Here is a 26,279-nt window from a genome sequence, read left to right as displayed (position 1 = left end):
TCTCAGGCTTTATGAAAACTCCTTCACTGGCCGGTATGCGCAAAAACTACCAGCAAGCTGAACTGCTGGAATCTAGCGCGGCCAAGCATCCTTTAGAACAATTCACGCTATGGTTGAACCAGGCACTGCAAGCACAAATTCCCGAGCCGAACGCGATGACGCTGGCTACCGTGTCCTCCCAAATGCGGCCAAGTACACGTGTGGTGTTGATCAAAGGGTTTGACGAACAAGGCATCGTCTGGTTCACCAATTACGACAGCCGCAAAGGTCAAGAGTTAGCTGGCAACCCTTATGCCGCGTTGCAATTTCATTGGGTCGAGTTGGAGCGTGTGGTGCGTATCGAAGGGCGTGTGGAAAAAATCAGCGCGACTGACAGCGATGCCTACTTCCATTCACGCCCGCTGGAGTCGCGCATTGGCGCTTGGGCCAGCCCGCAAAGCCAATCGATTACCTCACGGGAATGGTTGCAGGAGGAATTGACAACCTATGCGAATAAGTTTCAAACAGACCCGCCTCGTCCGCCGCACTGGGGCGGCTACCGGTTGGTGCCGGACAACTGGGAATTCTGGCAAGGCGGCAGCGCACGCCTGCACGATCGCCTGCACTACCGCAAGCATGATGACCAATGGGTGATTCAGCGCTTAGCGCCTTAAGTGGCAACTCAGGTCTTGAGCCATTCGCTGTAATGTTGTCCTAATTTGCGCACTTTGGGAGCAACCACAAAGGTGCAATAGCCTTGGTCGGGGTTATTGACAAAATAATTCTGATGGTAGTCCTCGGCCGGCCAGTAGTGCGTGAGAGGTAGCACCTCGGTGACTATATTGCGGTCGTAGTCGCCCCGACTGGTGACTTCAGAGATGAATTGAATAGCCACCATTTGCTCGGCTTTGTCGGTGTAATAAATGCCACTGCGGTATTGGGTGCCCGTGTCGTTGCCTTGGCGGTTCAAACTGGTCGGGTCGTGGATATCAAAAAAGATTTCAAGCAGTTGACGCAAAGTGATCACTTCGCTGTCGTAGCTGATTTGCACCACTTCGTTAAAGCCAGTGTCTCCACGACACACCTGCTCGTAGCTTGGACGCGTTGGCTTCAATCCGTTGCAATAAGCGGACTCGACGCTGATGACGCCGCGCACGCGCTGAAATACGGCTTCGGTACACCAAAAGCAACCGCCGCCCAAAGTAATGCTCGAATGGTTCATCGCACCATCTTATCGGCTCCCTATCAACACAGACCAACGAGCAAATAAATCACCTTATGTAAACCCCTGTTTTTCTATGGGACACTTGCTCACCATGCTTTCCATTGGACCTCTCAAACCTGTACTTACTGCTTTGCTTTTGCCGCCCGGCGGGCTATTGTTATTGATATTTTTAGGCTGTTTGCTGGCCCGTACTTACCGCCGACTGGCATGGGGCATTGTCATGCTGGCAAGCGCCACGATGTGGATTTTGGCCTGTGACGCCACTGCTTCCGGATTGAGCCGTTTACTGTTGAAAAGCTATGCCCCGATCAGCGCCCAGGACTTGAACAAGGCACAGGCCATCGTCGTGCTGGGCGGTGGGGTTGATAAATTTGCACCAGAGTTCGGCAGCGAAGAACTGTCAAGCACTGCCTACAAGCGACTGGCGTTCGCAGCGCATCTGACAAAGCAGACCCACCTGCCGGTGCTGTTTGCGGGAGGCAAAGGTTGGGCTGCTTCGGGCAATCAATACGGCAGCGAAGCAGAGATTGCCGAACACACCATGGCAAGAGATTTTGGTTTGCAGTTGAAATGGCTGGACAAGACATCACGGGACACCCGCGAGAACGCATCAAGTGCCTACGAGGTTTTGTCACCGCTGGGGATTAAACGCATTGCGCTGGTGACGAACGACTGGCACATGCAGCGCAGCCTGCGCAATTTCGAGCAAGCTGGTTTCGAGGTTCTTCCTGCCCCGATGGGCTATTTGCAACCACCGCTCAATACCCCAACCGACTTTGTCCCCACTGTAAGCGGGCTTAGCCAAAGCTACTTGGTTTTGCGGGAGTGGCTTGGTTTATTGCTCACCTAAATACCCATATCAGTTGACCTCGAAATCTTGGCAGGTTACATTACTAACCAGTCGGTCATTAATATGCTCATCACCTTTCCCACCACATCTCACGCGTCCCCACCCAACAAGCGCGAGCGTCGCAAACAAGCACGACCGCAGGAGTTATTGGATGCGGCCTTGAGTTTGTTCGTAGAAAAAGGTTTTGCTGCAACCAAAGTTGAAGAAATCGCCTTGCTTGCCGGTGTGTCTAAAGGAACGCTTTTTCTTTACTTCAACTCCAAAGAAGATTTATTCAAGGCCGTCATTCGCGCGAACCTGTCTGATCATTTCCCAATCTGGAACAAAGAATTTGCGGATTTCAAAGGCAGCACAGAAGACATGGTGAACTACGCCATGCAATCATGGTGGCAACGCATAGGCAACACCAACGCCAGCGGCATCACCAAACTGGTGACCAGCGAAGCTCGTAATTTTCCGGATGTGGTGCAGTTTTACGAAACCGAGGTCATGCGCCCTGGCCAGGAACTGTTCAAAAAAATCCTGCAACGCGGGATTGACAACGGCGAATTTAAAAAGATAGATACCGACAAAGCGGTTTACAGCTTAGTAGCCGTCATCTTATTTCTCAGCATGTGGAAGCATTCCTTGTCCGCCTGCGTTGATTCATTTTCTTTCAGTCCTGAAGCCTTTTTGCAAACCCATGTAGAGGCGTTGATGCATGGATGGTTAAGCAAATAAATGGCACATTTAAAAACCCGGAGCTTATCCACATGAAATTGCGTTCCAAAATCACTTGGACATTACTCATTGCTATCGTTCTTGGGGGAGTGGGCTATTGGCAAACTCGAAAAAATACTGCTGCAAGCCCGGCTGCATCAACGCCTGCGCCACCTGCAGCCAACAGCAACACCGCCATCAGTCAATTGCAGGCTTCCCATATTTTGACGCTGGAATTGCAAACCCTCTCGCATACCTTGCCTGTGTCTGGCAACCTTAAAGCACTGAACACGGTCGCCATCAAATCGCGTGTGTCGGGTGAATTGTTGATGCTGAACGGGCGCGAGGGGGATAACGTCAAAGCCGGTCAAACCATTGCCAAAATCGATCCAGCGGAATTCCAACGCAAGCTTCGTCAAGCTGAGCAACAAGCCGATGCCGCCAAAACACAAATCGATATTGCGCAAAGACAGTTCGACAACAACAAAGCCTTGGTCGATCAAGGTTTCATTTCAAAAACCGCACTGGAAGTTTCAGAGGCCACACTTTTAGGTGCCAAAGCTACTTACAACGCAGCATCAGCTGGTGCTGACCTAGCACGTAAAACGCTTGACGACACCGTATTGATTTCGCCTATCAGTGGCCAAATCTCAGCGCGTCTGGCCCAACCCGGTGAGCGAGTAGCCATTGATCAAAAACTGCTCGACATTGTCGATTTAAGCAGCCTAGAGCTTGAAGCCACCCTCAGTCCTGCAGACTCTATGGACGTGCGTATCGGGCAGTCTGCCGTTATTCATCTGGAGGGGACAGATTTGCCAGTGAATGCACTGGTGCAGCGCATCAATCCGAATGTGCAGTCAAACAGTCGCAGTGTGCTTGTGTATTTGCGTCTGCAACCCACCCCTGGCCTTCGCCAAGGTTTGTATGGACAAGGGCTGTTGGAACTAGGCCGTCAACAGGTGCTAGCTCTACCCTTAGAAATGGTTCGCACGGATAAACCGCTGCCTTATGTGCAATTGCTGGTCAACGGTCAAGTGGTCCATCAGAATGTCAGCTTAGGCAAGCGCGGCAATGTCAACAAAGCCGATGCATCGGTTTGGGTAGAGGTCAAAGGCTTAGAAAAAGGAGCGCAAGTGTTGTCTTCTCGTGCTGGCTTTATGCGCGAGGGACTGCGTTTGAATATTGTGTCAACCAACACTCCCGCCACAACAGCGAAGCCTTAAGCCATGTGGTTCACCCAAGTCAGCCTTCGCAATCCTGTGTTTGCCACCATGGTCATGCTGGCCTTGGTTGTTCTTGGACTGTTTTCATTGCAGTCCTTGAAAATTGATCAATTCCCTAATATCGACTTGCCGGTGGTGGTGGTCACGACCGAATACCCTGGTGCTTCACCTGAAATTGTCGAGAGCGAAGTCAGTAAAAAAATTGAAGAAGCTGTCAATTCCACTGCAGGCATCAGTGCGCTGACTTCCCGCAGTTACGAAGGTCTTTCAGTCGTCATCGTTGAGTTTGATTTGAATATCAACGGTCGCAAGGCTGCGGATGACGTACGCGAGAAAGTCTCCAACGTCCATCCGTTTTTACGCACCGAGGTCAAGGAATCACGCATTTTGCGGTTTGACCCTTCAAGTCGCCCTATCTGGTCATTGGCAGTGGTCACCGATTTGAAATCGCTGCCCGCTGGTGTCAAACCACTGTCGCAAGTTGAGATGACCAACTGGGCCGACCAGGTTCTCAAAAAGCGTCTTGAGAATGTGCGCGGTGTGGGCTCAGTAGCTTTGGTCGGCGGCACCAAACGTGAAATCAATCTGTACCTGAACCACCAAGCCATGGAGTCTCTGGGCATCACAGCGCAGCAAGTGGTGGATGCAGTCAGCAATGAAAACCAAGACTTGCCCGTGGGCTCGATTCGCTCGAAACAACAAGATCGGGTTGTGCAAGTTCAAGGACGGATGCAACGGCCAGAGGACTTTGGCAACATCATCGTGGCGCGTAAGGCTGGCAGTATTGTGCGACTCTCGCAGGTTGCGCGAGTGAACGACGGTGCACAGGAGTTGGAGAATCTGGCGCTCTACAACGGCGAACGAACTTTGCTTTTATCGGTGCAAAAATCCCAAGACGACAACACCATCGAAGTGGTGGATGGTTTGATGAAAACTGTCAATGAACTGCAAGCACAGTTGCCGCCAGGGGTCAAATTGCAAAACATTTACGATGGCTCGCGACAAATCCGTGTGGGCGTCAACAATGTACGAAAAACATTGATCGAAGGCTCATTGCTGACAGTATTGATCGTGTTTTTATTTCTCAATTCATGGCGCTCAACCGTGATTACCGGCTTGGCTTTACCGATTGCCATCATCGGTACTTTTTTGTTCATGGGCATGCTGGGCTTCACGATCAACATGATTACTTTGATGGCCTTGTCCCTGTGTATAGGCCTCTTGATTGATGATGCCATTGTGGTACGCGAAAACATTGTGCGTCATGTACAAATGGGTAAATCAGCCTTTGATGCAGCCATGGAGGGTACGCGTGAAATTGGCCTTGCTGTGCTGGCCACCACGTTTTCCATCGTGGCAGTTTTTCTTCCCATCGGTTTCATGCAAGGCATCATTGGAAAATTCTTTCATGAGTTTGGATTGACCATTGTTGCTGCTGTGCTCATATCGATGTTTGTCAGTTTCACACTCGACCCTATGCTGTCTAGCATCTGGCACGATCCGAGTATTCATCGCGATGGCGCCCACGCAGACAAGAAAAACTGGTATGACAAAACCATTGGGCGGGTAACGCAATGGTTTGAAGATGGCACCCACCGGCTTGGCATGGTTTACCAAAAACTGTTGCGACTGGCGTTGAAGCACAAATTGGCTACGGTGCTATTGGCCTTGGGTGTCTTTATCAGCAGCATATTCATGGTTCGATTTCTGGGTACGGAATTTGTTCCCAAAGCAGATTTCTCTGAAGCCAGTGTGACTTTTTATGTCCCTGTTGGGTCTTCTTTGGAAGTCACAGAGGCCAAAGCACGCGAAGTAGAAAGCATGTTGCGCAGTTTTCCTGAGGTGCGCTATACCTTGAGCACCATCAATACAGGCAATGCCAACGGAAAAATTTACGCCAGCATCTATTACCGATTGATTGATCGCAATATGCGTCAATTGAATGTGAATGACTTCACGCCCATCATCCGCGAACGCTTGCAAAACATGGGCGGACTCACCGTCACCCATGTCGGCCTGCTGGACTCTGTGGGTGGCAGCAAGCAAATAGAGTTCTACCTGCTGGGTCCGGACCAGGCCGAACTTGAAAGATTGGCCGCCGTGGTGATGAACAAACTCAGTGGCATCAAGGGTTTGGTTGATATCGAGTCCAGTGTCAAACCCAATAAACCTACCATTGATATTTCGGTCAAGCGCGAGGCTGCTGCCGACTTTGGCCTCGGTGTTGGCAGCATTGCCAACCAAATGCGTACCTTGGTCGCCGGACAAAACGTGGGTGTGTGGCGAGCTGGCAATGACCAAACCTATGATGTGTTGGTGCGCCTCGATCCTGCTTTGCGGACCTATCCCCATGACTTGGAAAGACTTCCATTCAACATCGCTCAGGCAGCGGATGGCAGCAGTCGGACTGTGCGATTGAACCAAGTTGCTCAAATCAAAGAGAGCGTTGGACCTAACCAGATCAACCGGCGCGAGTTGTCTCGTGAAGTGGCTTTCAGCGCTAACGCCTATGGCCGTGCGACAGGTGAAATTTCAAAAGACATTCAGGCCGTGATGGCGGAAATTGCCATGCCAGACGGTTACCGTTATCAATTTGGCGGCTCCACCAAAAACATGAAGGAATCATTTCAGTATGCCTTGGTTGCTCTTGCCATGGGCGTCATCTTCATTTACATGATTTTGGCCAGCCAATTCAAAAGTTTTCTGCAACCGCTTGCGCTGATGACGGCCTTGCCTTTGACTCTGATTGGCGTTGTGGCAGCTTTGATGGCTTTTCACTCAACCTTGTCCATGTTCTCAGTCATTGGTGTGATCATGCTCATGGGCTTGGTGACGAAAAATGCCATCTTGTTGCTGGACTTTGCGATTCGCGCCCAAGAAGGGTTGGACCGAGGCGACGGCACGCGTGAAGCGCCGCTCGACAGAACCAGTGCCTTGTTGATGGCCGCCCAAGTCAGACTGCGCCCGATTTTGATGACCACATTGGCCATGATTTTTGGCATGGTGCCATTGGCTTTCTCAGTCACAGAAGGATCAGAGCAGCGTGCACCATTGGGACAGGCTGTGATTGGTGGAGTCATCACCTCATCCCTACTGACGTTGGTGGTGGTGCCGGTGGTGTATTGCTATATCGATGACTTGAGTCAATGGTTGCAAAAACGTTGGCATGGCAAGCCAAGGCCTTTGCAAGATGGCACTGTATAGAATGGCAGAGTCTATGAATTCTCACCCGACCATGAATCCGCAAGTTGCACGCTTCAACATGATTGAACAGCAAATCCGTACCTGGCAGGTGCTGGATAAGCATGTTTTAGCGTTGCTCGATCGCCTGGATCGGCGTATGTTTGTCCCTGATGCCTACCAATCGCTGGCCTATAGCGATATTGAAATTCCCATCGGTCATGGTGAGCACATGCTGGCGCCCAAGGTAGATGCACGATTGCTGCAGGACCTCGGATTGCAAGCGCATGAAAATGTGCTGGAAATAGGCACAGGTACGGGCTATCTAACGGCTTTGCTTGCCATGTCTTGCGCACACGTCACCAGTGTGGAATGCCATGCAGATTTCATCCCTGTGGCACGCCAGCGTCTTGAAAAAAACGGCATCTCCAATTTTCATATGGCCCACAGTCAAGGCTTACCTGACAATGCACAAGGTGCACCTTTTGATGCCATCTTGCTCGGCGGCTCCGTGGCGACTGTTCCCACGGGTTTACTGCAACTTCTCAAACCGACAGGACGGATGTTGGCTGTCATTGGTGAAGAACCAATGATGCAAACAACCCTTGTTCAACGTCAAGCTGACGGCAGCAGCCATGACCATATCCTGTGGGATGTGGTCATTCCTCGCTTACATGGTTTTACTGAAAAAACTGCTTTTCATTTTTAATATGTTGTCACAAAGGAAGACCATGAAATTGTTTTGCACTCTGCCCTTGATCGCCGCCATGTCAGTGGCTTTTTCAGGTGCCGCCCGCAGTCAAAGTTTGGTTGAACTTTACGAAGTTGCTAAGAACTACGACGCCACTTTCAAATCTGTTCAATTGCAAGCCCAAGCCACACGACTCAAAGTAGATCAGGCTCAAGCCAAGCTTGGACCCACTGCCACTGCGTCCGCCAATCTGAGTTTGAACAACGGCGGTTTTTATTCGCCTACTTCTTCGGCTTACCAAACAGTTCACTCCTACGGCACACAAACCGGCACCTTGCTGGGTTCACAGCCTTTGTTTCGACCAGGGGACAGGGCTGAGGTTTCTCAAGCCAATCTGCAATTGCAAATCGCAGATGCTCAATTACTGGCCGCAGAACAAGATCTCATGGTTCGTATCAGCCAAGCTTATTTCGATGTTTTGGCCAGTCAAGACACGCTGACATTTATACAGGCGCAAATGACTGCAGTTGCCGAGCAACTGGCCTTTGCCAAACGCAATTTCGAAGTAGGTACAGCAACCATCACAGATACACGTGAAGCGCAAGCCAGTTATGACCTGGCAGTGGCGCAAGAGATTGCTGCCCAAAACGATTTACGGGTTAAGAAAATGGCGCTTGACCAACTGGTGGGCAAATCAGACACCAGCCCCAAACCTATTTCTTTGACGGTTGAACCTCAAGGCCCTGTGCCTGAGCGGGTGGAAGAATGGGTGTCACTGAGTGAGCAAAAAAATCCAAGCATCAAGCAATACCGTATCGCCAGCGATGTGGCACGCTTGGAGACCGACAAGGCACAGTCTGCACTGCTGCCCACTGTCGACTTGCAATTGAGTTATTCCTACACCAACAACAGCAGCGGCTCCTACACTAGCAGTAAAGATTCAAGCCTTGGTATTGCCACCGGCGCTGTGGTTGTCAGTGTGCCTTTGTTCAATGGCAATGCCCTGAACAACCGTGTGAAAGAAACCGTTTCCTTGCGGCAAAAAGCTGAATCGGATGTGGACACAGCTGTTCGCAACATCTCTCAAAACACCCGCAGTGCTTTCTATGGACTGGTGTCCGGTGTCAGTCAGATCAAAGCCTTGAAAGCCGCTGAAGATTCAAGCCAGGTAGCGTTGGATGCAAACAAGCTGGGCTATAGCGTTGGCGTTCGCATCAACATCAACGTCTTGGATGCGCAAAGCAAACTCTTTGACACCAAAGCGAAGTTGGCCAAGGCCCGTTATGACGTGTTGGTAGGTCAGTTGAAATTACGTCAACTCAGTGGCGTACTGCAAGTGGAAGACTTGCAAAACATCAACAACCAACTGAGTCCTTAAGCAAACTCATTAAGCAAACTCACATCAGGGGCTTGATAAGCTCGACACATCGAGCGACTGCCCCTTGGTGCTGGGTTGCAAATTGTCTTGCTAATTCCGCCTTGTTGGCGCATTCTTGTTTATCCAAAGCTAGCCGGTAAGCAACGTCTACCGCTTCATTCAAATGCTTGACTCGCACGGCTGCGCCGGCCTGTTGAGCTAACGTTGCTGCTTGCGCGAAATTGAAGGTATGCGGACCCATCACTACCGGACACGCGCAGGCGCAGGACTCGATCAAATTTTGACCGCCTAGCGGCTCAAAGCTTCCACCAAGCAAACACACACTGGCCGCGCTGAAATAAAACGCCATTTCCCCCATGCTGTCACCCAGAACCATTGCATCGGTAGACTGCACATCGTTGGCTTGAGGATGGGCTCCCCATTCACTGCGTTTGATCAAGGTCAAGCCTTTGGCTTTGACCAAAGCAGCCACATCTTCAAACCGTTGAGGATGCCTGGGTACCAGCCACCATTGCACATCTTTCAAATACGCAGGTTGTTGCATCAACACGTCGAGTAAAGCGGCTTCCTCACCTTCACGGGAAATTGCCAGAAGAATCACCGGCCGCTGCATGTGGGCGCGTAAATCATGTCCTTGCTGAACCTGAACTGCGTCAGGCACCGCGTCAAACTTTAAATTACCCATGACAGCCTGCACTGGTACGCCCAGGCTTTGAAACCGTTTGGCATCTTGCTCAGACTGCGCCCAAATGGCTTTTAAACTGCCAAAGGCAGGCTTTGCCAGCGCAGACCATTGCATCGCCTTGCGCAAGGACCGCGCACTCAATCGGGCATTGAGCAACACCACAGGCACACCATGTTTGGCTGCTTGTGAGACCGTGACAGGCCAAACCTCGGTATCTACCAAAAACCCAAGCTTGGGCTGAAAGTGACGGAAAAATCTTTTGACTGCCTGCGGCGAATCCCAAGCCTGCCACACCTGAATATCGCCAGCTTGGAGCAAACTCAATCCTTGTTGGCGACCGGTTGCAGTGCCATGTGTGAATACAAATCTCACATTGGGATAATGATGACGCAAAGTTTCCACCAAAGATTGAATGGCGCGTGTTTCACCCAAAGACACTGCGTGTATCCAAATACCTCCCGAAGTGGCAGGCATGCGGTAAAAACCAAAACGCTCGGCCACCGCTTGCGCATACAAAGGCTCCTTGCGTGAACGCGCATACAACTTGAGCAATAGCAATGGCGACAACAAGTACATGAAGCAACCATACGCAAACAGCATCATGGTTGAATTCCAGCTTTATTTTCATGCGCGTGTAAGCAGTCCAGCCAAGTGTGCATCACCACTTCAGGCGAGGGTTGCGGTTGTGCGAAAACACTTTGTTGCCAATCACAATGTTGTGGTCCAGTGCGCCACGCGGTATCAAAGTTATAGATTTGTACATGGGGCAATCCCAGTGCCACCGCCATATGACTGGGTCCGCTGTCAACACCGATCACACCTACACAAGCAGCCAATCGCCTGCTTAATTGAAAAATATCAGAACGCGGCCACACCACCGAACCAGCGCAGGATTGCGCCACCTGCATGGCGACACGCTCCTCAGCATCATTTGAATGCGGCAAAGCCAATTGAAATCCCATGGATGTCAATTGACGCGCCAGCGTCATCCAGTGATTTAACGGCCAGCATTTATCTGCTCGAGAGGTTCCGTGCACCAAAGCCAGTGTGCGTGGCGCCACCGACGGGTCGGGCTCAATGAACATGGTTTGTATGCCTTGATACGATTCGTTGTAACCCAAAGCATGAGAACACACATGACGGGCACGCTGAACGGCATGGCTGTCCCATGGGCATTCAATCAATTCATCAGCCACCCATCGGGTCGGCCTTTCATAGGCGGAACCACGGGTACGGTTGGCCATGGCGTAGCGTTTGCCCTGCTCGCTCAAGCTTGTGAGGCGGGAGATGAGTGCTGATTTACTCAAGCCTTGCAAGTCAATCACAGCGTCATACTTGACAGCATGAAGTTCGCTCATGAATGTCCGCCATTCTTGTCGCGTATCAGCGGTCCACCACTGTTTGCGCCAACGACGCAATCTGCAAGGGATAACGCGATCGACTGCCGGACAAGTTTGTAACAGTGGGGCGAATCCATCTTCTACCACCCAATCGATACTGGCATCAGGCATGGCTTGACGCATATCCATGACACTGGCCAAACTGTGAACCACATCGCCAAGTGAGGACAGTTTGACAACCAATACCCTCAATGCGCAGCCTCTTGAACCTGGGCATCCGGTTTGATTTGTCGCAACAAGGCCATCATGTCTGCTTGAATACGCTGCAGGGCTTTTGTGTTTTGACCTTCAAAACGCAACACCAGCACTGGCGTGGTGTTCGAAGCACGCACCAGTCCAAACCCATCATCCCAATCTATGCGTAATCCGTCTATGTCGCATAAAACGGGATGATGGTCAACCGACGGCAAACCCTGGGTTTGGGCCAATGTGAGCAACTCAGCGGTGACACGGTGAGGTTCACCTTCTTGGCAAGACACATTCAACTCAGGCGTAGATTCGCTTTGAGGTAAATCATGCAAAACCGTGTTGGCATCCGATGAACGGCTAAGTATTTCCAGCAGACGACACCCTGCATAGGTGCCGTCATCAAAACCATACCAACGCTCTTTGAAAAACACATGGCCGCTCATCTCACCACCTAAAGGCGAGTCAATGGCTTTCATTTTGGCTTTGATTAACGAGTGACCTGTCTTAAACATCAAGGGTACGCCACCAGCAGCACGAATAAATGGAGCAAGTTGTTGCGAACATTTCACATCAAAAACAATGGTGCCACCCGGTTGGCGAGACAACACATCACGGGCAAACAACATCATCTGGCGATCCGGATAAATGGTTTGACCGTCTCGCGTGACTATGCCTAACCGGTCGCCGTCTCCATCAAAAGCCAAGCCCAGTTCAGCATCATTTTCTTGTAATGCCCTAATCAAATCACGAAGGTTTTCTGGTTTGCTGGGGTCAGGGTGGTGGTTGGGGAAATTGCCATCTACGTCACTGAACAACTCGATCACATCACAGCCTATGTCTCGCAAAATCTGTGGCGCACTCGCACCGGCAACGCCATTTCCAGAATCAACCACGACGCGCATGGGCCGTGACAGGTGAATGTCGCTGGTGATGCGTTGTTGGTACTCGTGTTGTATGGAAACGGATGTCACGCTGCCGCCAGCGTGCAATTGCCAGCTGTCTTGCTCGATCATCCGGCGTAATGCTTGAATATCCTCTCCGTAAATGGCACGTCCGTCCAATACCATTTTGAAACCGTTGTAGTCTTTGGGGTTGTGGCTGCCCGTGATTTGTATGCCGCTTTGGCATAAGGTATTTGCAGCGAAATAAAGCTGGGGCGTGGTCACCATGCCGACATCCATCACTTCTATACCTGCATCCATCAAACCTTGTATCAACGCTTGCGCCAGAGTTGGCCCGCTCAGTCGTCCATCACGACCCACGGCTACTCGGGTTTGACCGCATGCGCGTGCCTGCGTACCGAAACTACGACCCAGCGCTGTGGCCATTTCTGTATGCAATGCGCTTGGCACAACGCCGCGAATGTCATACGCTTTGAAAATAGAGGATTCAATATTCATGAAAACGCATTGTAGGCGTGAGCGAATGAGCACTGAGTAAGCTGAAAGAGTCGAGCGATCCATAGAATCTGCCACGCATCCATGCCAATAACAACCCATAATATCCGTATGAATTCAGACAATTTTTATTTAAAAACCCCTTCTGATCATTGGCAGATGCCCATACATACCCCATTGGGTCGAATGACACTGTTGGCCAACGAACAAGGGCTCAGCGGTGCCTGGTTTGATCAACAAAAGCATGTGCCCGATCTTCAACACCTGCCATGGGGACCAGGACAATGTTGGTTACTGAAAGCCAAACAACAGTTGAATGAATATTTTTCCGGCCAACGACAACAATTTGAACTGCCGCTGTCACCTTTTGGAGGCAGCGATTTTCAACATGCAGTGTGGCATGCGCTGGCCATGATTCCTTTCGGTCGCTATGCGACCTATGCTGACATTGCACGCTATTTAGGTAAGCCTCAATCAGCCCGTGCAGTTGGCGCCGCCGTTGGACGCAACCCCTTAAGTATTTTTCTCCCCTGCCATCGCGTGGTCGCCAGCACCGGCGCATTGACCGGTTATGCAGGCGGATTGAACCGCAAAGTCGCTTTGTTGGACATTGAAGGTATGTTGTTGTGACGGCGGGTTTACGCTGGCAACACTGGCTACCCGAGTTCGTTTTATTAGGCATGATTTGGGGATCCTCTTTTGTATTTATGCGCCTGGCAGCACAGCAATTTGGTCCATGTGCCACGGCTTGGATGCGTGTAAGTATTGCTTTGTTGGTGCTTTTACCCTTGCTTATGATGAAGGGTCAGGTGGACGATCTGAAAAAAAATTGGCGTCCTGTGTTTGCCATGGGTGTGGTTAACTCCGCCATACCGTTCAGTTGTTATGCCTATGCTGTTTTGTCGCTCACTACCGGCATGTCAGCCATACTCAACGCCACCTCACCATTGTTTGGTGCGCTGATTGCTTGGCTGTGGTTATCTGAACGCCCAGGAGGATGGCGTGCCTTGGGATTGTTTCTGGGATTTTGTGGCGTCGCCCTGCTTGCCATGGGTATGCCTGGTGGCTTGTCTTTCAAAGCTGATGCCAACGGCTGGGCTGTTCTCAGTTGTCTGTTGGCCACTTCTTGCTACGGTTTCGCAACCACTTTTTCACAACAATATTTAAAAGGTGTGCCACCGCTTGCTATCGCTACCGGAAGTCAAATCGGTGCGTGTATGGCGCTCACAGTGCCTGGTATATGGTTTTGGCCTGCGACCTGGCCGAACCCATGGGCATGGCTTGGTCTGCTGATTGTTGGCGCCATTTGCACAGGCTTGGCTTATGTGCTGTATTTCAGACTGATTGCTAAAACAGGTGGGGCTCGTACGCTGAGTGTGACTTACCTTATTCCATTGATTGCTAACCTGATCGGTGTGTTGATACTGGGTGAAACAATCACTTTGCATATGCTGATGTACGGCATGTTGATTCTGTTGGGTACCGCATTGGCCGCGGGCTTGTTACCACTTTCTACACGCAAGTAATCATTGCGCAAAGCACATATCTAATGCCATCTGATGTAAGCGATGGTCAGATTGTGACAAAGCGCTCAAAATACTGAAGTGGTGCAAGTCAGGTAGTTCTTGGTACAACGGCACACGCTGCTCACCCCAAGACTGGCGAATCAATGTGTTGTGTCGCAAGAACTCTTCACTCTCCAACGCCCCCACCACACTCAACAAAGCCCCATGAAGAGGTGCGGGCATCCAAGCAGGACTGCATTGAACGGCCTGCGCATCGTCGAGACGCAAGTCTGCTTGCAGCATGGGCGAGCGACGCACGGATTCAAGTTCAAACAAACCTGAAATCGCCAATGCGGATTTCACCAAGTCCGGGGGTAAATCCTTGGCATACCGCGACCATTCACACGCCATCATCATGGCCGCCAAATGCCCGCCAGCCGAATGACCTGCCACATGAATTCGACCAGGGTCACCGCCCCAATGTGAGATGTAGCGCCACACCCAAGTCAAGGCCTTTACCATTTGCATGACTATGTCCTTGATGCTGACGGCTGGACACAGTGCGTAATTGGGTACCACCACACACACACCTTCTTTGGTCAATGCCGGGGCTATAAAAGAATGGTCAGACTTGTCTAGTGCACGCCAATAGCCGCCATGGAGAAATACCAACACAGGCGCTTTGGCAGAAGCGGTGGTGAAAATATCCAATGTTTCATTCAAACCTTCACCATAACTCAGGTCAAAAAGGCCATTGGAGTGCTCTCGTGCATGCTTGGATTCATCAGCCCATCGCTGTAGGTGCTCAGCGAAATCCGGCACCAAGGCGCGGTTGTTATACATCCGGTCAAACCATTCTGGAGAGCCCCGCATGTTTTGAACCGTTTATTTACTGGATTGCGCCTGACGAATGGCGGAATTGGCCTCGGCACCTGCATTGGCGCCACCCACTGGGTTTTGAATGACCAGTCCAAGTAAACGAGCGCCATGTTCGACAGCAATAGAGCCGTAGGATATGTCGCCGTGAACGATAGAGTCTTTATGAAACTCTACACGCTCAGATGCATAAATATTGCCTTCTACTTTGCCTGCCACCATCACTCGGTGCGCAGTGACGTCACCAGAAACTTCACCACTGGCACCAATGGCAACCGTGACTTTGCTTTCCTTGGCGGTTTCAATATTTCCAACAACCTTACCGTCAATGCGCACAGAGTCGACCAGTACCAGTCGACCATAAATTTGGGTGGTACGTCCAATCAAGGTTTCAAAACGCTCTTGCGAACTCGCAAGAGGTTTATCGCGCAATTTTTCAAACATATGTCACTCCGGTGAACGGGGGGTTAGCTAGAGCTAAGGGGAAGTACTTGCACAGGATTGATCACCCTGTCTTTGATAAACACTTCGTAATGCAAATGGGGGCCGGTTGAGCGCCCGGTACTGCCTACTTCACCCAAAACGCCGCCACGATCAACCCGGTCCCCGACTTGCGCAATGCGCTTGCTTAAATGGGCATAGCGGGTGGAGAAACCCTCGGCGTGCTGAACCTCAATCACATTTCCGTAACCGAAATCCCAGCCAGAACGTGTCACAGTGCCTTTGGCCGTGGCAACCACATGCGTACCGGTATTGGCTGTGAAATCCAAACCCTCGTGCATGGCCAAACCACCTGTGAAAGGATCATTGCGAATACCAAATCCGCTGCTTACCCTGAAATCACCGTGAACCGGAATGCCTGTGGGCAGGGTATTGAGCCAATCAAGTTGCTTCTCCCAGCGACTGCGTAACTCAGCCACGGCAGTTTGCGTTTGGACAAAGTCTTGCAGTGTTTGGTCAAACTCCATGCCTAAGGGCTGTCTAAACAAACTGGAGAATGGTTTGGGCGCGATCAAAGGCCCACCCTTGTTATCGTCTTTGCGGTTGATTTTGTCTCGCACTACATTGGGGGTCGCCATTTCCATGAAACGGTTTTTCATGGTTTCAAGTTGGCGAATTTCGTTCACCGTGTTGTGCATGGACTCACGCAGTTGAGTCAAGTGGTCTCGGTAAACCGATTCCATGCGCTTTTGTTCAGCCTCGGTGGTAACGCCACCAATGCTTCGCGCCAAGTCAGGGTTGTATTCAACAGCAATTTTGAATCCGACAAAGTGGAGCAAGAAACCAGAAGTGACCAGAAAAAAACCAATCACCACCGCAGCGGTTGACACTGTGCGGGTTGTGATTGAAATGGTCCTGACATTACCGGTCGGCCCTGATAGCCACATTAACTGCATGAATCATCCTGACTTAAAAGCCCTATAGAGAAGAGGGATCGTCATTCTATGCAGTTAGCTGAAGTGCGCAAAGCATATAAATCGGCAAAAAATCATATAAAGAACTGTATTTCACGACTTAATTAATAAAAAAGTATTGTTTCAATGGAAGAAAAATAATGTCCCAGAAAAAAAACACTGCTCAAATTGGTCGCCCAAGCCCAGAAAAACCTGTTTAAGCCAAAGAACCAAAACACCAAAAAGTGAAAAAGCAAGGCCAAAGCAACAAAACCTCCAATCCATGGCGGATACATCACAACCAAAGCAAACAAACCTTCCCAAAGGATGAAGGTCCAACTGCATAGCCTCGCCAGCATCGGCTGGCGAAAGACACTGTTCAGTGGCAAGGGACCGTACAAGCCCCCGTTTAAAAATACCGTCAGTGCCTCACCGCTGCGCCATTCGGGTCGTTTCAATTTGATCCAACCAGACACAAAATACGAACTCAAGGTCTGAATAGCGATGTATCCCAGACCAGCTGACCATCCCGTTTGAGCATCAGTAAAGAGTGCCACCAGTTGCGCGATCAACAAACCGCTGACTGTGATGAGGGTCATGAAATCGCTGCCGCCATTGAATGCCCCCCGCCAACGGATCAACAAAAGCAATGTGCCCGTGAACAAAACCAGTGCGGTCAACAGTTGGTTGCCCCAAATCATCAATGCCAGCGCAGCCAACAACCTGACCATCAATTGCAAACGGTAGAGGGTTGGCTTGTACATCTGGTCGAGTAACAATTTGATCCACATCGGTGAATCAGGTATGTCAGCTCTTTGGACACGCCAAGCCCAAATGCCGTTTGGGTCCAAGGAAACAGCAATGCGCCAGTACTCGATACATTGCAAGGCGATGCTAAAACCACCCAGTACTTCCAACCAGCGCACCACCAGATCGCCACTCATAAAGTCATTGACGGACTGCGAAGCACCGTGTCTGTACTGATGAGGCCTTGCGGGCCGGAACGCTCAAGTCTGATTTCCAGTTGGTAATGACTGGCTGTTGCTTGCAGTTGATGGATTCGGATGGCATGCGCCGCCAACCGACATACCAACTGGTAACTCACCAATTGGCTGGCATCTGCGCCTTCTCCCAACTCTTTGATATCGCTGGACAAATGCTCTACCAGATTTTGCTGAGCAAGGTCTCTGTTGCCCCACGGGTTATGAAACAGTCGCCACGTACTGCGTTGGTGCCTTGGATAAACCATCCGCCAATCGGACCATGGTCCCTGTGCTTCTTGCGAACGCACATACAAATGAGGCACGGAGCCGACCTGGTGATAAAACTGCCAATTAGGGAAAAAAGCACGCAGTAAATACAACCAAGGCCCTCGAACCGTTTGGCTTTGCCAAAACATTCCTAGCGCAAGTACACCAAAATACGCCGCAAATAAGCCCGCCAATACGTACATATCCAGCCTTTCAAACATAGGGCGCATTGTGCAAAATTTCAAATTGGCTGGAAAAAACCAGCCGGTTTGCCTGAACGTGTAAAGTGTGTGCCTTTCATGCAAGGCTTCATGCCTGCCGTTATCCGGATCCCCTATGAGTTCGCGTACATCTTCTCAATCATTGTCTTTTGAAATCAAAAATGTCCATCTGCCCTTGATGTCGGTGTTGGTCAAGTCCGCCGATTTGCAACGCTTGAGCGCCGATCTGCAAAACCGCTTTGGTGAGACCCCCGATTTTTTTGACAACGATCCAGTATTGATTGACCTGCAAGCCGTGGATGCCCAAGCCGGCCCGATCGACCTCAATGCATTGCTGCAATTGCTGCGCCAATTCAAAATGAACCCGGTCGCATTACGCGCAGGAACCGACCTACAAGCAGCCGCCGCCACTTTGGCTGGCTTGTTTGTGGCACAGGAACTTCGAGCATTGCCATCGCCCGTCAGTGAGCCGCATGAAACCATACGTGAAGTCGTGCGTGAAATTGAAGTGGTGCGAGAAGTTCACATGGCTTCTCAAACAGCGATGGTCATCGACAAACCGCTTCGCTCAGGTCAGCACGTTTATGCCCGCGGGCGCGATCTGGTCGTGCTGGCCATGGTCAACCCCGGCGCTGAAATCATGTCTGATGGGCATATCCACGTTTACGCACCGCTGCGCGGTAAAGCGATTGCAGGCGCCAAAGGAGACACCAGCGCTCGCATCTTTGCATCCAGTCTGGAGGCCGAATTGGTATCGATTGCAGGCGTTTACCGCACCAGCGACACCGCGTTGCCATCGGATGTTCTAGGTAAAGCTGCACAGGTTTGGTTGGCTGATGACAAACTGAATATGCGAGCCTTGTAAACTCAAGGCATTTAGCGATGTTTAAGGTGCTTGCCTTTTTTCATCTGCCGTTGTTTTTTTTACTTAGGATTTTTTTCAATGACAAAAATAGTCGTCGTGACATCTGGCAAAGGCGGAGTCGGTAAAACAACCACCAGTGCCAGTTTTGCTTCCGGATTGGCACTGCGTGGTCACAAAACCGTGGTGATTGATTTTGACGTGGGCTTGCGAAACTTGGATCTGATCATGGGGTGTGAACGTCGTGTCGTCTATGACTTTGTCAATGTCATCAACGGTGAAGCCACGCTGAACCAGGCGCTCATCAAGGACAAGCATTCAGAACATCTGTTTGTACTCGCCGCTTCGCAAACCCGCGACAAGGAAGCGCTTACCCAAGACGGTGTTGAACGCGTACTGCGCGAACTTGCCGGCATGGACTTTGAATTCATTGTTTGCGACTCGCCTGCCGGTATTGAAACCGGCGCCATGATGGCCATGCATTTTGCAGATGAGGCTGTGGTTGTCACCAACCCCGAGGTTTCATCGGTGCGCGATTCGGATCGCATACTGGGCATGCTTGGCAGCAAAACCTTGAGAGCCATTCAAGGACAGGAACCTATCAAGGAACACTTGTTGATCACCCGCTACAACCCGAACCGGGTGCAAGAAGGGCAGATGTTGTCTTTAGAAGATATTCAAGACATTCTTCGTATTCCGCTGATTGGTGTCATTCCAGAATCTGAAGATGTCTTGCAAGCTTCCAACCAAGGCGTGCCAGCGGTCTTGCTTGAAAAAAGCGATGTGGCTGAGGCCTATAAAGACGTGGTCGATCGCTTCCTCGGCAAAGACATACCGTTGAGATTTACCGAAGCCAGCAAACCTGGACTGCTGCAACGCGTGTTCGGTCGGAGATAAACCACATGTCTTTGTTGTCCTTTCTGATCGGCGAAAAGAAAAAAACCGCCAGCGTCGCCAAAGAACGATTGCAAATCATTCTGGCGCACGAACGCTCTGGCAAGTCTGCGCACCAGCCGGACTATTTGCCAGACTTGCAACGCGACCTGATTGCGGTGTTGTCTAAATACGTGAATATCAATCCCAGTGATATCAAGGTCAACCTGGAGCGACAGGACAACCTTGAAGTGCTGGAGGTCAAAATAGAGTTACCCGACGCACGTTGATGCGATGTTCTCAGCATGACCGTATGCGGGTATGCGAGCATGACTTGAAGTTGCGTCTGTGTTGCGCTTGGTCTAGCGCTGTTATGCCCAGCTGACCCTCATCAGGGTCAGCCAATGGCTACTTTATTTAGGTAATTTACCGCCACTTTTTAAGCATTCATCCACAGTTTTGAATTCAGTGAATTTTTTGGTGCGTTCATAGCTTGGGCTTTTGCTGTCATGGCAAATACCGCTGTCAGATTTTTTAACAACAGGCGTGGCAGCTGCCGCCGCAGGTTGTCCAGCAGGCAATTTCCCGCCGCTTTTCACACATTCATCCACACTGTTGAAAGCAGTGAATTTTTTGGTGTTGGCAAATGAAGGGCTGGATTTATCGTGGCAAATACCACTGTCAGATTTTTTCACTACGGGGTCCGCGGCCTTGTCTGCGGCTGTGACAGCGGACATACCGATCAAACCCCAACCAACTAAAACACTGACTCTTAAAAATGTTGTACCCATCAAAATTCCCTCCGTCAAATATGCTGATCATCTTAACGGCGCTCAATCTCATCGCTATGACTTTCATTTTTCTAAGCAGACAACCGGCAATAGATCCGGCTATTTTCATTGGGGATTCATTGAATTTATGAATATTTTTTTACTAAAATTTCAAGCGTTGAATTTTAATATTCAATCATTTTAATAACAGTTATTAACAATAAAATATTCTTTTGTAAGGAAAAATGGTAGAGTTTTCAGCAAATGATGGGCTCAAACTCGGATTGAAGATTTATGACTTTGGCATTTTCTACCGTGAATATGGTGCTCGTGTCAGCGGACGCCGCGCAGGCTGTGCTTTTGCAAAGGACGCAAGAGGCATTCTGTCTGTTAAAGCACTGCATGACTGCCACAGAGTGCCTGGAAATCTTGGCCAATACAGCGTCGGCGATTTACTTACTGGATCTGAGAAAGCCAGACGATGCTTTGTTTTCGCTGTTGCAGCAATTGCAACAGCACCCCACAACCTTAGGTAGCGTGTGCATGACCCAGGCAGGCGATTTGTCAACCAAACTGCGTGCATTGCGCTTGGGTGCAGACCATGTGCTGACCTCCCCCTGGGAAGCCGATGAATTGAATGCCTTGGTCGACAATCTGGAGCAACGTGCGCTGTATCGCGCCACACATACCAATGACAAATTTGTTGAAACCAGCAGTTTGCAATTGAATACCAGGTTCCGAGTCATGCGCGGCAATTTGTCAGAGCAGGCGTTATCACGGTCTGAATTTCTTTTACTGATGGCGTTTCTCCAATCAGACCAACAACAACTTGAACTTTGGGAAATTTATGAAGTACTTGAAAAAAACGAGGATCAGTTACCCAAGCAAGCTTTAGAGGCCCAAATTTACAGATTGCGGAAAAAAATGAGAGATTGCGGTGCCGGTAAGCAGGTCCTCAGAGCCAACCGTTTGCAAGGTTATCAGCTCTGTTGCGCTGTTAAAATTGATTAAATTATCAATAAATACCAAATATCTATACAAAATACACACAAAATTATCAGTTTTCGTCAGTTTTTATACAAAAACATTATTACCATTCGGTCACCAAACTTCAGGATAACCGAAATGAAAACTGATTCCGATCCGCAATTCAATACCAAACTCCTCCAAGTCATTTGCCAACTGCACGAATGGGAAAACCAGCACTTGCATCTGGTGCAAAGTCAGGCTGGCCGTTATCTCTACCTGAGTCTGGTCAAACAATTGATTGAAGAGAAACGCGATAAACCAAGCGCCCTCCTTAAAGGCATTTATAGCAACCAAGATTTGAGCGAAAGGGCTCTGCGCTACAAGATACGTGAATTTGAAGAAGAAGGCTTGGTCAAGTTTGAGGCCAGTCAAGTGGATAAACGATCCAAAAAAATTGTGCCTACGGAAGACTTATTGCAAACCCTCGAATCTCACAGCCATGAATTTGGCCGCATCCTTGGAACAAAATTCTTGGTATTTGCTAAGAAATAATATATTGCGAATGTAATGAAACCAGCGAGTGCTTTATGAACACGAACGACATTATCCAAATTGCATTACTGAGTTTGTTGTTATGTCTGTCCATTGCTTGGGCGATGACCATCCAGCGAAGTCGGCAACTCCAATCCGAGCTAACGCAGCAAATGCACAGTCTGCAACACATGCAAAGCTTCATGGCGTCTATGTCTCACCACTTGCGCACGCCGCTCAACGGCATCATGGGATACGCAGAGTACATAAACAGCAGTTCCAAGGAACCGATGATCCATTTCACCTCGAAAATCATTCTGGAAAACAGCTTGGAAATGCTGAATCTGGTCAATGGCATGCTGGATATCCACAAGATCAAAGAGGGCCGCTTACAACTCGCTGAATCGGAGTTCGATGTTTACGATCTGTTGGAGTCCGTGCGTAAGTTACACCAACCCCGCGCTAGCCGGCTGAACATTGCACTTGAACTCAGCACCGATCAGCACGTCACATTGAAGATGACTGCCGACCCCTACCGTTTGCGCCTGGTGCTCAATAACCTGATTGACAACGCCATCGCCTACAACCGGCCACAAGGGCAAGTGAGCTTAGAAATCTCACACAATGAAGCGGATGGCAATCTGACATTCACGGTCGCTGACACCGGACTGGGCATACCAGAGGAGGTGCAACAACGTCTGTTCATGGGTCTTTTTGAGCCGTCCTCTGACTTCACGTTAAAGCGAAAAGAAGGGGCCGGACTGGGTCTGATGCTCAGTCACCAATTGGTACAACTGATGGGCGGACAACTGAATTACCGCACGCAAGCCGGTGTCGGTAGTTCATTCTTTTTCACCCTGCCCCTTCGTCAAACAGAAACGGCTACCGCATGAATACGCGCCATGTGATTGTGGTTGACGATAACGACACCAACCGCCTGCTGCCCGGTTTGTTCTTACGCCCGCTGGGCTACACCGTGCATGAATGCGACAGCGCGACGCAAGCGTTAGATATGCTGCAAGACACAGTCTGCGATGTGTTGCTACTGGATATTTCCATGCCCACCGTGAGCGGCCTGCAACTGTGTCAGCAGCTTCGTTCAGATGCCCGCTTTTCCGACATGAAAATCATTGCGTATACAGCGCATGCCATGCCCGATGAAATCCAACAACTTGAAGCAGCCGGTTTCAACAAGGTATTACTCAAACCCATACGTAGCCACGAGTTGCTGAGTGCGCTCAATATATAAGCAGCGCCTCGGTCAACAACGTGGGCTGCATCCAAGACTATGCACTAGACCACGGGTATGGACTGCCAATCGGTGGTGTAGTCAGGTGATTTGTTGTCCTGCTTCATCTGCCACCCTTGGTATGCGCCTTGCGTTGACACTTTGACCGTGCCACGCCCATAACGTTTGTTCAAACCATCCAGCGTATCCATCAAACGCGTGTCCACCGCTTGCGGCGGTTCCAGCCAATCGGTTTGATAACGCCCTTGCGGCGAAATACCGCTGAGCATGACACCGGCTTTCTTGTACTGATAGCCAGGGCGGAACATGCGCCCGACCAAATAGTCTGCCCAGCGGTTGACCACCAGGCTATCGTTAGTCGGTTGCGGCAGTGGCACCACCAGCGAAGGCATGTACTGTGGCAAATCTTTGCGGAAACGGTTTGTCATCAAAAACACCTGAATAACCGATGCATGCGAGCCCTGGGCCCGCAATTTGGCGCAGGCGTTGGCCACAAAAACGCTGACCGCATCTTTCAGCATATCCACTGTTTCAACCATGGAACCGAACGAACGGCTGGCGATGATTTGCTGTTTATCGGGTTCGACCTCTTGCAAATCGATGCAAGCCAAGCCGTTCAATTCGCGCTGGGTTTTTTCCATCACCACACCAAACTCGGCGCGTAAACTGGGCACATGCGCGAGTCGCAAGTCCTGCACGCTGTGTATGCCGTGTGCTGTCAAACGGGTAGTGAGGCGCCTGCCTACGCCCCATACCTCATCGACGGCAATGCGCGACAACAAGTGCGTTTGTTGCGTGTCTGTGAGGTCGTTGTAATTGAATACACCGCGCGAACGCGGGTGTTTTTTGGCAATGTGATTGGCCAGCTTGGCCAAGGTTTTGGTCGGGCCTATGCCAACGCACACTGGAATGCCAGTCCATTTCAATACCGTTTCTCGGATGCGGTAGCTGACCGTCCGCAAATCGGGCGTACCGCTGAGGTCGACAAAGCATTCGTCAATGGAATACACCTCGGTGCGCGGTGAAAAATCAGCCAGTATGCGCATGACGCGGTTGGACAAATCAGCGTACAGCGCGTAGTTGGAACTAAGCGCCAAAATGCCATGTTGCTCGGCCAGTTCCTTGCACTCAAACCAGGGTTGCCCCATGCGTATACCCAGTGCCTTGGCCTCGTTAGAGCGCGACACCACGCAGCCGTCGTTGTTGGACAACACCACCAGCGGCACATTCTTGAGATCGGGGCGAAACAGCCGTTCACAGGAGACGTAAAAGTTGTTGCAGTCCACCAAGGCCAACTGCGGCAATGCGGCAACCATGGCTTCAGTACAGCTTGTGCAGGTTGTAGGTGACCACACCCCAGACAGTGAAATCGTCCTCGTCTTTGATGAGGCGCGGCGGGTAAATGCTGTTCTCGGCCAGTAACTTGACAACGCCACCTCGCCGGTAAAACCGCTTGACCGTGAATTCGTTGTTCAGCAATGCAAGCACGATGCACTGATGCTTCGGGTCTAGGCTGCGGTCGACCAACAAGGTGTCTCCTTCGTAAATGCCTGCGCCGGTCATGGAGTCACCCTTGACGCGGAATAAAAACGTGGCCTCTTTGTTGCCTATCAGGTGCTCGTTCAGATCGATGCGCCGGCGCGTGTGGTCCGCTGCCGGCGAGGGAAAACCGGCGGGCACGGCCCAGCTGCAGATGTCCAACCACATCGGCGGCGCATCCAGCGGCACGGGGGAAGAAAAGGGTAAGTCAGACGCATGCATAGCTAGATAATACTGTTTATTTGTACAGTATATGGAATGTGTATTGGTGATGCCCCCCAACATTTCGTCATGTGTGTGCACTTCAACCCTACCCGCCAGTCTGCTTGGGTTAACGCCCACTTCGGTGTAGATCTACCAGACAGCGCGACTTTCCCTGCGGATACCTACCCGGGCTATGCAGCACCTATCTTGGTACAAAGCCGCAGCAGCGAAGATGATGCGCGGGCGCGACATGCCAGTATTGCACACGCGCAGCAACATCCCATCAGGAGAACTGCCCTGCCCATCCATGCAATCAAGCACCAATCACGCCAATCATTAGGCTATTCAATATGAACAGGGACAAATAATTTGTAGCCCATGCGGGTGACTGCCTTGATAGCCGGCTGACCTTGTAAGACCGCGTCTAGCTTGCGACGCACGCGACTCACAATTTGTTCAATACGCAGCTTATTGGTCGCCTCTGGTAAATCAATGTCTCCGAAGAGTTCGATCAATCGGGACATGCTCAATAAATCCCCAGACAATGCCAGCTCATAGACCAAGTTGGCTTCGCTGACAGTCAGCAATATGGGGGGATGGCCGGGCGGCTCGATTTGCAAAGAAGACATACGCAATAGCCAGGCTGGGGTGGCGGCGGCAGGCGCCATGCGTCGACACAAGGTCTGCAGCACGGTGGTCAGCTCCATCGGTTTAACCGGCTTGGTCAAATAAATATCGGCGCCCGACTCATACCCCTCATGCCTATCAATACTTCGTACCCTGGCGGTCAACATCACAATGCCGATCTGTGGAAATGCCTTACGCAAGCGTTTGGCGATTGACAAGCCATCTTCCTCGGGTAAGTTCAAGTCCAAGACCACTACATGCGGGACAGCCGATGCCAGCGCGAGGTTTAACTCGTTGCCATCGCCCACGCCTTGCACATCAAAGCCAGAATTCGTTAAATGGTCTTCCAAGGCTTCCCGCAATGCAATATTGTCTTCAACAAGCACGATGCGATTGATGGTCTTTGGCATAAATATTTGTTATTCTAATAATAATTCATGATAATTTTAGTGTATCTTTCACTTTTATCAAATCTCAGGATTTCTCAGACTTTTAACCTGCCCTGACTTAGAT

30 protein-coding genes are annotated in these 26,279 nt (G+C 50.5%); 17 read left to right on the top strand and 13 right to left on the bottom strand.

Features of this window, described 5'->3' with window-relative positions:
• The first annotated feature begins 11 nt into the window (after window positions 1–11).
• The gene (pdxH, locus tag AC9UG7_RS01060; protein WP_509583221.1) at window positions 12–653 is read left to right on the top strand and encodes a pyridoxamine 5'-phosphate oxidase; all 642 of its coding nucleotides are present in this window, start codon (window positions 12–14) and stop codon (window positions 651–653) included.
• An 8-nt stretch (window positions 654–661) separates the two neighbouring features.
• On the opposite strand, the gene msrA is transcribed toward pdxH, so the two are convergent.
• Window positions 662–1,201, bottom strand: coding sequence for a peptide-methionine (S)-S-oxide reductase MsrA (msrA, locus tag AC9UG7_RS01055; protein WP_509583219.1), 540 nt, complete (start codon window positions 1,199–1,201; stop codon window positions 662–664).
• Window positions 1,202–1,277: 76 nt separating this feature from the next.
• Between msrA and AC9UG7_RS01050 the strand changes: the two genes are divergently transcribed.
• The 6 genes from AC9UG7_RS01050 (at window position 1,278) to AC9UG7_RS01025 (ending at window position 9,225) form a co-directional block, all read left to right on the top strand.
• Window positions 1,278–2,054 (top strand): YdcF family protein, encoded by a 777-nt coding sequence (locus AC9UG7_RS01050; RefSeq protein ID WP_509583218.1) that lies wholly within the window; start codon window positions 1,278–1,280, stop codon window positions 2,052–2,054.
• Between the two features lie 63 nt (window positions 2,055–2,117).
• Entirely contained in the window at window positions 2,118–2,774 is a 657-nt protein-coding gene (locus AC9UG7_RS01045) for a TetR/AcrR family transcriptional regulator (protein ID WP_509583216.1), read from the top strand.
• A 32-nt stretch (window positions 2,775–2,806) separates the two neighbouring features.
• Entirely contained in the window at window positions 2,807–3,976 is a 1,170-nt protein-coding gene (locus AC9UG7_RS01040; RefSeq protein ID WP_509583214.1) for an efflux RND transporter periplasmic adaptor subunit, read from the top strand.
• 3 nt (window positions 3,977–3,979) lie between these two features.
• Window positions 3,980–7,180, top strand: a complete 3,201-nt coding sequence (locus AC9UG7_RS01035; RefSeq protein ID WP_509583212.1) for an efflux RND transporter permease subunit — start codon at window positions 3,980–3,982, stop codon at window positions 7,178–7,180.
• A 13-nt stretch (window positions 7,181–7,193) separates the two neighbouring features.
• Entirely contained in the window at window positions 7,194–7,865 is a 672-nt protein-coding gene (locus tag AC9UG7_RS01030; protein ID WP_509583211.1) for a protein-L-isoaspartate O-methyltransferase family protein, read from the top strand.
• A gap of 22 nt (window positions 7,866–7,887) precedes the next feature.
• Window positions 7,888–9,225 (top strand): TolC family outer membrane protein, encoded by a 1,338-nt coding sequence (locus tag AC9UG7_RS01025; RefSeq protein ID WP_509583209.1) that lies wholly within the window; start codon window positions 7,888–7,890, stop codon window positions 9,223–9,225.
• Between the two features lie 19 nt (window positions 9,226–9,244).
• Here AC9UG7_RS01025 and AC9UG7_RS01020 read toward each other — a convergent pair whose 3' ends face one another.
• From AC9UG7_RS01020 to AC9UG7_RS01010, 3 genes are read right to left on the bottom strand one after another with little or no spacing between them, the layout of a single operon-like run.
• Window positions 9,245–10,513, bottom strand: coding sequence for a 3-deoxy-D-manno-octulosonic acid transferase (locus AC9UG7_RS01020; protein ID WP_509583207.1), 1,269 nt, complete (start codon window positions 10,511–10,513; stop codon window positions 9,245–9,247).
• Window positions 10,510–11,502, bottom strand: coding sequence for a lipopolysaccharide heptosyltransferase I (waaC, locus tag AC9UG7_RS01015; protein WP_509583205.1), 993 nt, complete (start codon window positions 11,500–11,502; stop codon window positions 10,510–10,512). The genes AC9UG7_RS01020 and waaC overlap by 4 nt, the downstream gene beginning before the upstream one ends.
• The gene (locus AC9UG7_RS01010) at window positions 11,499–12,899 is read right to left on the bottom strand and encodes a phosphomannomutase/phosphoglucomutase (RefSeq protein WP_509583204.1); all 1,401 of its coding nucleotides are present in this window, start codon (window positions 12,897–12,899) and stop codon (window positions 11,499–11,501) included. The genes waaC and AC9UG7_RS01010 overlap by 4 nt, the downstream gene beginning before the upstream one ends.
• Window positions 12,900–13,007: 108 nt before the next feature.
• Here AC9UG7_RS01010 and AC9UG7_RS01005 point away from each other — a divergent pair, with 108 nt between their 5' ends.
• Together AC9UG7_RS01005 and AC9UG7_RS01000 are read left to right on the top strand one after the other, a co-directional pair.
• Window positions 13,008–13,526: a methylated-DNA--[protein]-cysteine S-methyltransferase gene (locus tag AC9UG7_RS01005; protein ID WP_509583203.1), complete on the top strand. Its 519-nt coding sequence runs from the start codon at window positions 13,008–13,010 to the stop codon at window positions 13,524–13,526.
• Window positions 13,523–14,422, top strand: a complete 900-nt coding sequence (locus AC9UG7_RS01000; protein WP_509583202.1) for a DMT family transporter — start codon at window positions 13,523–13,525, stop codon at window positions 14,420–14,422. The genes AC9UG7_RS01005 and AC9UG7_RS01000 overlap by 4 nt, the downstream gene beginning before the upstream one ends.
• Here the strand turns inward: AC9UG7_RS01000 and AC9UG7_RS00995 are convergent, their stop codons facing one another.
• The 5 genes from AC9UG7_RS00995 to AC9UG7_RS00975 form a co-directional block, all read right to left on the bottom strand.
• Window positions 14,423–15,274 carry an alpha/beta hydrolase gene (locus AC9UG7_RS00995; RefSeq protein WP_509583201.1) on the bottom strand — a complete coding sequence of 284 codons (852 nt, stop codon included), beginning with the start codon at window positions 15,272–15,274 and terminating at the stop codon, window positions 14,423–14,425.
• Window positions 15,275–15,286: 12 nt separating this feature from the next.
• Window positions 15,287–15,721 carry a bactofilin family protein gene (locus AC9UG7_RS00990; RefSeq protein ID WP_509583200.1) on the bottom strand — a complete coding sequence of 145 codons (435 nt, stop codon included), beginning with the start codon at window positions 15,719–15,721 and terminating at the stop codon, window positions 15,287–15,289.
• A gap of 23 nt (window positions 15,722–15,744) precedes the next feature.
• Complete coding sequence (locus AC9UG7_RS00985) at window positions 15,745–16,674, bottom strand: M23 family metallopeptidase (RefSeq protein ID WP_509583199.1); 930 nt, start codon at window positions 16,672–16,674, stop codon at window positions 15,745–15,747.
• A 122-nt stretch (window positions 16,675–16,796) separates the two neighbouring features.
• Window positions 16,797–17,615, bottom strand: coding sequence for an HTTM domain-containing protein (locus tag AC9UG7_RS00980; protein WP_509583198.1), 819 nt, complete (start codon window positions 17,613–17,615; stop codon window positions 16,797–16,799).
• A complete protein-coding gene (locus AC9UG7_RS00975; RefSeq protein WP_509583197.1) occupies window positions 17,612–18,142 on the bottom strand; it encodes a hypothetical protein in 531 nt (176 codons plus the stop codon). Before AC9UG7_RS00975 ends, AC9UG7_RS00980 begins: the two co-directional genes overlap by 4 nt.
• A gap of 115 nt (window positions 18,143–18,257) precedes the next feature.
• Between AC9UG7_RS00975 and minC the strand changes: the two genes are divergently transcribed.
• The 3 genes from minC to minE all read left to right on the top strand — a co-directional run bounded on the left by minC (window position 18,258) and on the right by minE (window position 20,167).
• Complete coding sequence (gene minC, locus AC9UG7_RS00970) at window positions 18,258–19,007, top strand: septum site-determining protein MinC (RefSeq protein ID WP_509583196.1); 750 nt, start codon at window positions 18,258–18,260, stop codon at window positions 19,005–19,007.
• A gap of 78 nt (window positions 19,008–19,085) precedes the next feature.
• Window positions 19,086–19,901: a septum site-determining protein MinD gene (minD, locus tag AC9UG7_RS00965; RefSeq protein WP_509583194.1), complete on the top strand. Its 816-nt coding sequence runs from the start codon at window positions 19,086–19,088 to the stop codon at window positions 19,899–19,901.
• Between the two features lie 5 nt (window positions 19,902–19,906).
• The gene (gene minE / locus AC9UG7_RS00960) at window positions 19,907–20,167 is read left to right on the top strand and encodes a cell division topological specificity factor MinE (RefSeq protein WP_509583192.1); all 261 of its coding nucleotides are present in this window, start codon (window positions 19,907–19,909) and stop codon (window positions 20,165–20,167) included.
• A gap of 123 nt (window positions 20,168–20,290) precedes the next feature.
• Here the strand turns inward: minE and AC9UG7_RS00955 are convergent, their stop codons facing one another.
• Entirely contained in the window at window positions 20,291–20,668 is a 378-nt protein-coding gene (locus AC9UG7_RS00955) for a hypothetical protein (protein WP_509583190.1), read from the bottom strand.
• 273 nt (window positions 20,669–20,941) lie between these two features.
• Here AC9UG7_RS00955 and AC9UG7_RS00950 point away from each other — a divergent pair, with 273 nt between their 5' ends.
• The 4 genes from AC9UG7_RS00950 (at window position 20,942) to AC9UG7_RS00935 (ending at window position 23,396) form a co-directional block, all read left to right on the top strand.
• Window positions 20,942–21,658 (top strand): winged helix-turn-helix domain-containing protein, encoded by a 717-nt coding sequence (locus AC9UG7_RS00950; protein ID WP_509583188.1) that lies wholly within the window; start codon window positions 20,942–20,944, stop codon window positions 21,656–21,658.
• Window positions 21,659–21,772: 114 nt separating this feature from the next.
• Window positions 21,773–22,168, top strand: coding sequence for a hypothetical protein (locus AC9UG7_RS00945; RefSeq protein WP_509583186.1), 396 nt, complete (start codon window positions 21,773–21,775; stop codon window positions 22,166–22,168).
• Between the two features lie 35 nt (window positions 22,169–22,203).
• Window positions 22,204–23,040, top strand: a complete 837-nt coding sequence (locus tag AC9UG7_RS00940) for a sensor histidine kinase (RefSeq protein ID WP_509583184.1) — start codon at window positions 22,204–22,206, stop codon at window positions 23,038–23,040.
• Window positions 23,037–23,396 carry a response regulator gene (locus AC9UG7_RS00935; protein ID WP_509583182.1) on the top strand — a complete coding sequence of 120 codons (360 nt, stop codon included), beginning with the start codon at window positions 23,037–23,039 and terminating at the stop codon, window positions 23,394–23,396. Before AC9UG7_RS00940 ends, AC9UG7_RS00935 begins: the two co-directional genes overlap by 4 nt.
• Before the next feature lie 44 nt (window positions 23,397–23,440).
• Here AC9UG7_RS00935 and AC9UG7_RS00930 read toward each other — a convergent pair whose 3' ends face one another.
• Both AC9UG7_RS00930 and AC9UG7_RS00925 read right to left on the bottom strand, forming a co-directional pair.
• Window positions 23,441–24,712 (bottom strand): Y-family DNA polymerase, encoded by a 1,272-nt coding sequence (locus AC9UG7_RS00930; RefSeq protein WP_509583180.1) that lies wholly within the window; start codon window positions 24,710–24,712, stop codon window positions 23,441–23,443.
• Between the two features lie 4 nt (window positions 24,713–24,716).
• Window positions 24,717–25,157 carry a LexA family protein gene (locus tag AC9UG7_RS00925; protein ID WP_509583178.1) on the bottom strand — a complete coding sequence of 147 codons (441 nt, stop codon included), beginning with the start codon at window positions 25,155–25,157 and terminating at the stop codon, window positions 24,717–24,719.
• Window positions 25,158–25,193: 36 nt separating this feature from the next.
• On the opposite strand from AC9UG7_RS00925, the gene AC9UG7_RS00920 reads away from it, so the two are divergent.
• Window positions 25,194–25,493 carry a hypothetical protein gene (locus AC9UG7_RS00920; protein ID WP_509583176.1) on the top strand — a complete coding sequence of 100 codons (300 nt, stop codon included), beginning with the start codon at window positions 25,194–25,196 and terminating at the stop codon, window positions 25,491–25,493.
• On the opposite strand, the gene AC9UG7_RS00915 is transcribed toward AC9UG7_RS00920, so the two are convergent.
• On the bottom strand, window positions 25,481–26,176 hold the full coding sequence (locus AC9UG7_RS00915; RefSeq protein ID WP_509583174.1) for a response regulator transcription factor: 696 nt from the start codon (window positions 26,174–26,176) through the stop codon (window positions 25,481–25,483). The genes AC9UG7_RS00920 and AC9UG7_RS00915 overlap by 13 nt on opposite strands.
• Between the last annotated feature and the right edge of the window lie 103 nt (window positions 26,177–26,279).

It is taken from the genome of Limnohabitans sp., assembly GCF_046052765.1.
Classification (GTDB): Bacteria; Pseudomonadota; Gammaproteobacteria; order Burkholderiales; family Burkholderiaceae_C; genus Limnohabitans.
Note: the sequence above shows the minus strand (reverse complement) of the source record. Positions and strands in the feature narration are given on the sequence as shown.

Bases quoted from the DNA above. Each gene is read 5' to 3' on its own strand.
- pdxH (WP_509583221.1), top strand. From the start codon at position 12: ATGAAAACTCCTTCACTGGCCGGTATGCGCAAAAACTACCAGCAAGCT.
- msrA (WP_509583219.1), bottom strand. From the start codon at position 1,201: ATGAACCATTCGAGCATTACTTTGGGCGGCGGTTGCTTTTGGTGTACC.
- AC9UG7_RS01050 (WP_509583218.1), top strand. From the start codon at position 1,278: ATGGGACACTTGCTCACCATGCTTTCCATTGGACCTCTCAAACCTGTA.
- AC9UG7_RS01045 (WP_509583216.1), top strand. From the start codon at position 2,118: ATGCTCATCACCTTTCCCACCACATCTCACGCGTCCCCACCCAACAAG.
- AC9UG7_RS01040 (WP_509583214.1), top strand. From the start codon at position 2,807: ATGAAATTGCGTTCCAAAATCACTTGGACATTACTCATTGCTATCGTT.
- AC9UG7_RS01035 (WP_509583212.1), top strand. From the start codon at position 3,980: ATGTGGTTCACCCAAGTCAGCCTTCGCAATCCTGTGTTTGCCACCATG.
- AC9UG7_RS01030 (WP_509583211.1), top strand. From the start codon at position 7,194: ATGAATTCTCACCCGACCATGAATCCGCAAGTTGCACGCTTCAACATG.
- AC9UG7_RS01025 (WP_509583209.1), top strand. From the start codon at position 7,888: ATGAAATTGTTTTGCACTCTGCCCTTGATCGCCGCCATGTCAGTGGCT.
- AC9UG7_RS01020 (WP_509583207.1), bottom strand. From the start codon at position 10,513: ATGATGCTGTTTGCGTATGGTTGCTTCATGTACTTGTTGTCGCCATTG.
- AC9UG7_RS01010 (WP_509583204.1), bottom strand. From the start codon at position 12,899: ATGAATATTGAATCCTCTATTTTCAAAGCGTATGACATTCGCGGCGTT.
- AC9UG7_RS01005 (WP_509583203.1), top strand. From the start codon at position 13,008: ATGAATTCAGACAATTTTTATTTAAAAACCCCTTCTGATCATTGGCAG.
- AC9UG7_RS00995 (WP_509583201.1), bottom strand. From the start codon at position 15,274: ATGCGGGGCTCTCCAGAATGGTTTGACCGGATGTATAACAACCGCGCC.
- AC9UG7_RS00990 (WP_509583200.1), bottom strand. From the start codon at position 15,721: ATGTTTGAAAAATTGCGCGATAAACCTCTTGCGAGTTCGCAAGAGCGT.
- AC9UG7_RS00985 (WP_509583199.1), bottom strand. From the start codon at position 16,674: ATGCAGTTAATGTGGCTATCAGGGCCGACCGGTAATGTCAGGACCATT.
- AC9UG7_RS00980 (WP_509583198.1), bottom strand. From the start codon at position 17,615: ATGAGTGGCGATCTGGTGGTGCGCTGGTTGGAAGTACTGGGTGGTTTT.
- AC9UG7_RS00975 (WP_509583197.1), bottom strand. From the start codon at position 18,142: ATGTTTGAAAGGCTGGATATGTACGTATTGGCGGGCTTATTTGCGGCG.
- minC (WP_509583196.1), top strand. From the start codon at position 18,258: ATGAGTTCGCGTACATCTTCTCAATCATTGTCTTTTGAAATCAAAAAT.
- minD (WP_509583194.1), top strand. From the start codon at position 19,086: ATGACAAAAATAGTCGTCGTGACATCTGGCAAAGGCGGAGTCGGTAAA.
- minE (WP_509583192.1), top strand. From the start codon at position 19,907: ATGTCTTTGTTGTCCTTTCTGATCGGCGAAAAGAAAAAAACCGCCAGC.
- AC9UG7_RS00955 (WP_509583190.1), bottom strand. From the start codon at position 20,668: ATGGGTACAACATTTTTAAGAGTCAGTGTTTTAGTTGGTTGGGGTTTG.
- AC9UG7_RS00950 (WP_509583188.1), top strand. From the start codon at position 20,942: ATGACTTTGGCATTTTCTACCGTGAATATGGTGCTCGTGTCAGCGGAC.
- AC9UG7_RS00945 (WP_509583186.1), top strand. From the start codon at position 21,773: ATGAAAACTGATTCCGATCCGCAATTCAATACCAAACTCCTCCAAGTC.
- AC9UG7_RS00940 (WP_509583184.1), top strand. From the start codon at position 22,204: ATGAACACGAACGACATTATCCAAATTGCATTACTGAGTTTGTTGTTA.
- AC9UG7_RS00935 (WP_509583182.1), top strand. From the start codon at position 23,037: ATGAATACGCGCCATGTGATTGTGGTTGACGATAACGACACCAACCGC.
- AC9UG7_RS00930 (WP_509583180.1), bottom strand. From the start codon at position 24,712: ATGGTTGCCGCATTGCCGCAGTTGGCCTTGGTGGACTGCAACAACTTT.
- AC9UG7_RS00925 (WP_509583178.1), bottom strand. From the start codon at position 25,157: ATGCATGCGTCTGACTTACCCTTTTCTTCCCCCGTGCCGCTGGATGCG.
- AC9UG7_RS00920 (WP_509583176.1), top strand. From the start codon at position 25,194: ATGTGTATTGGTGATGCCCCCCAACATTTCGTCATGTGTGTGCACTTC.
- AC9UG7_RS00915 (WP_509583174.1), bottom strand. From the start codon at position 26,176: ATGCCAAAGACCATCAATCGCATCGTGCTTGTTGAAGACAATATTGCA.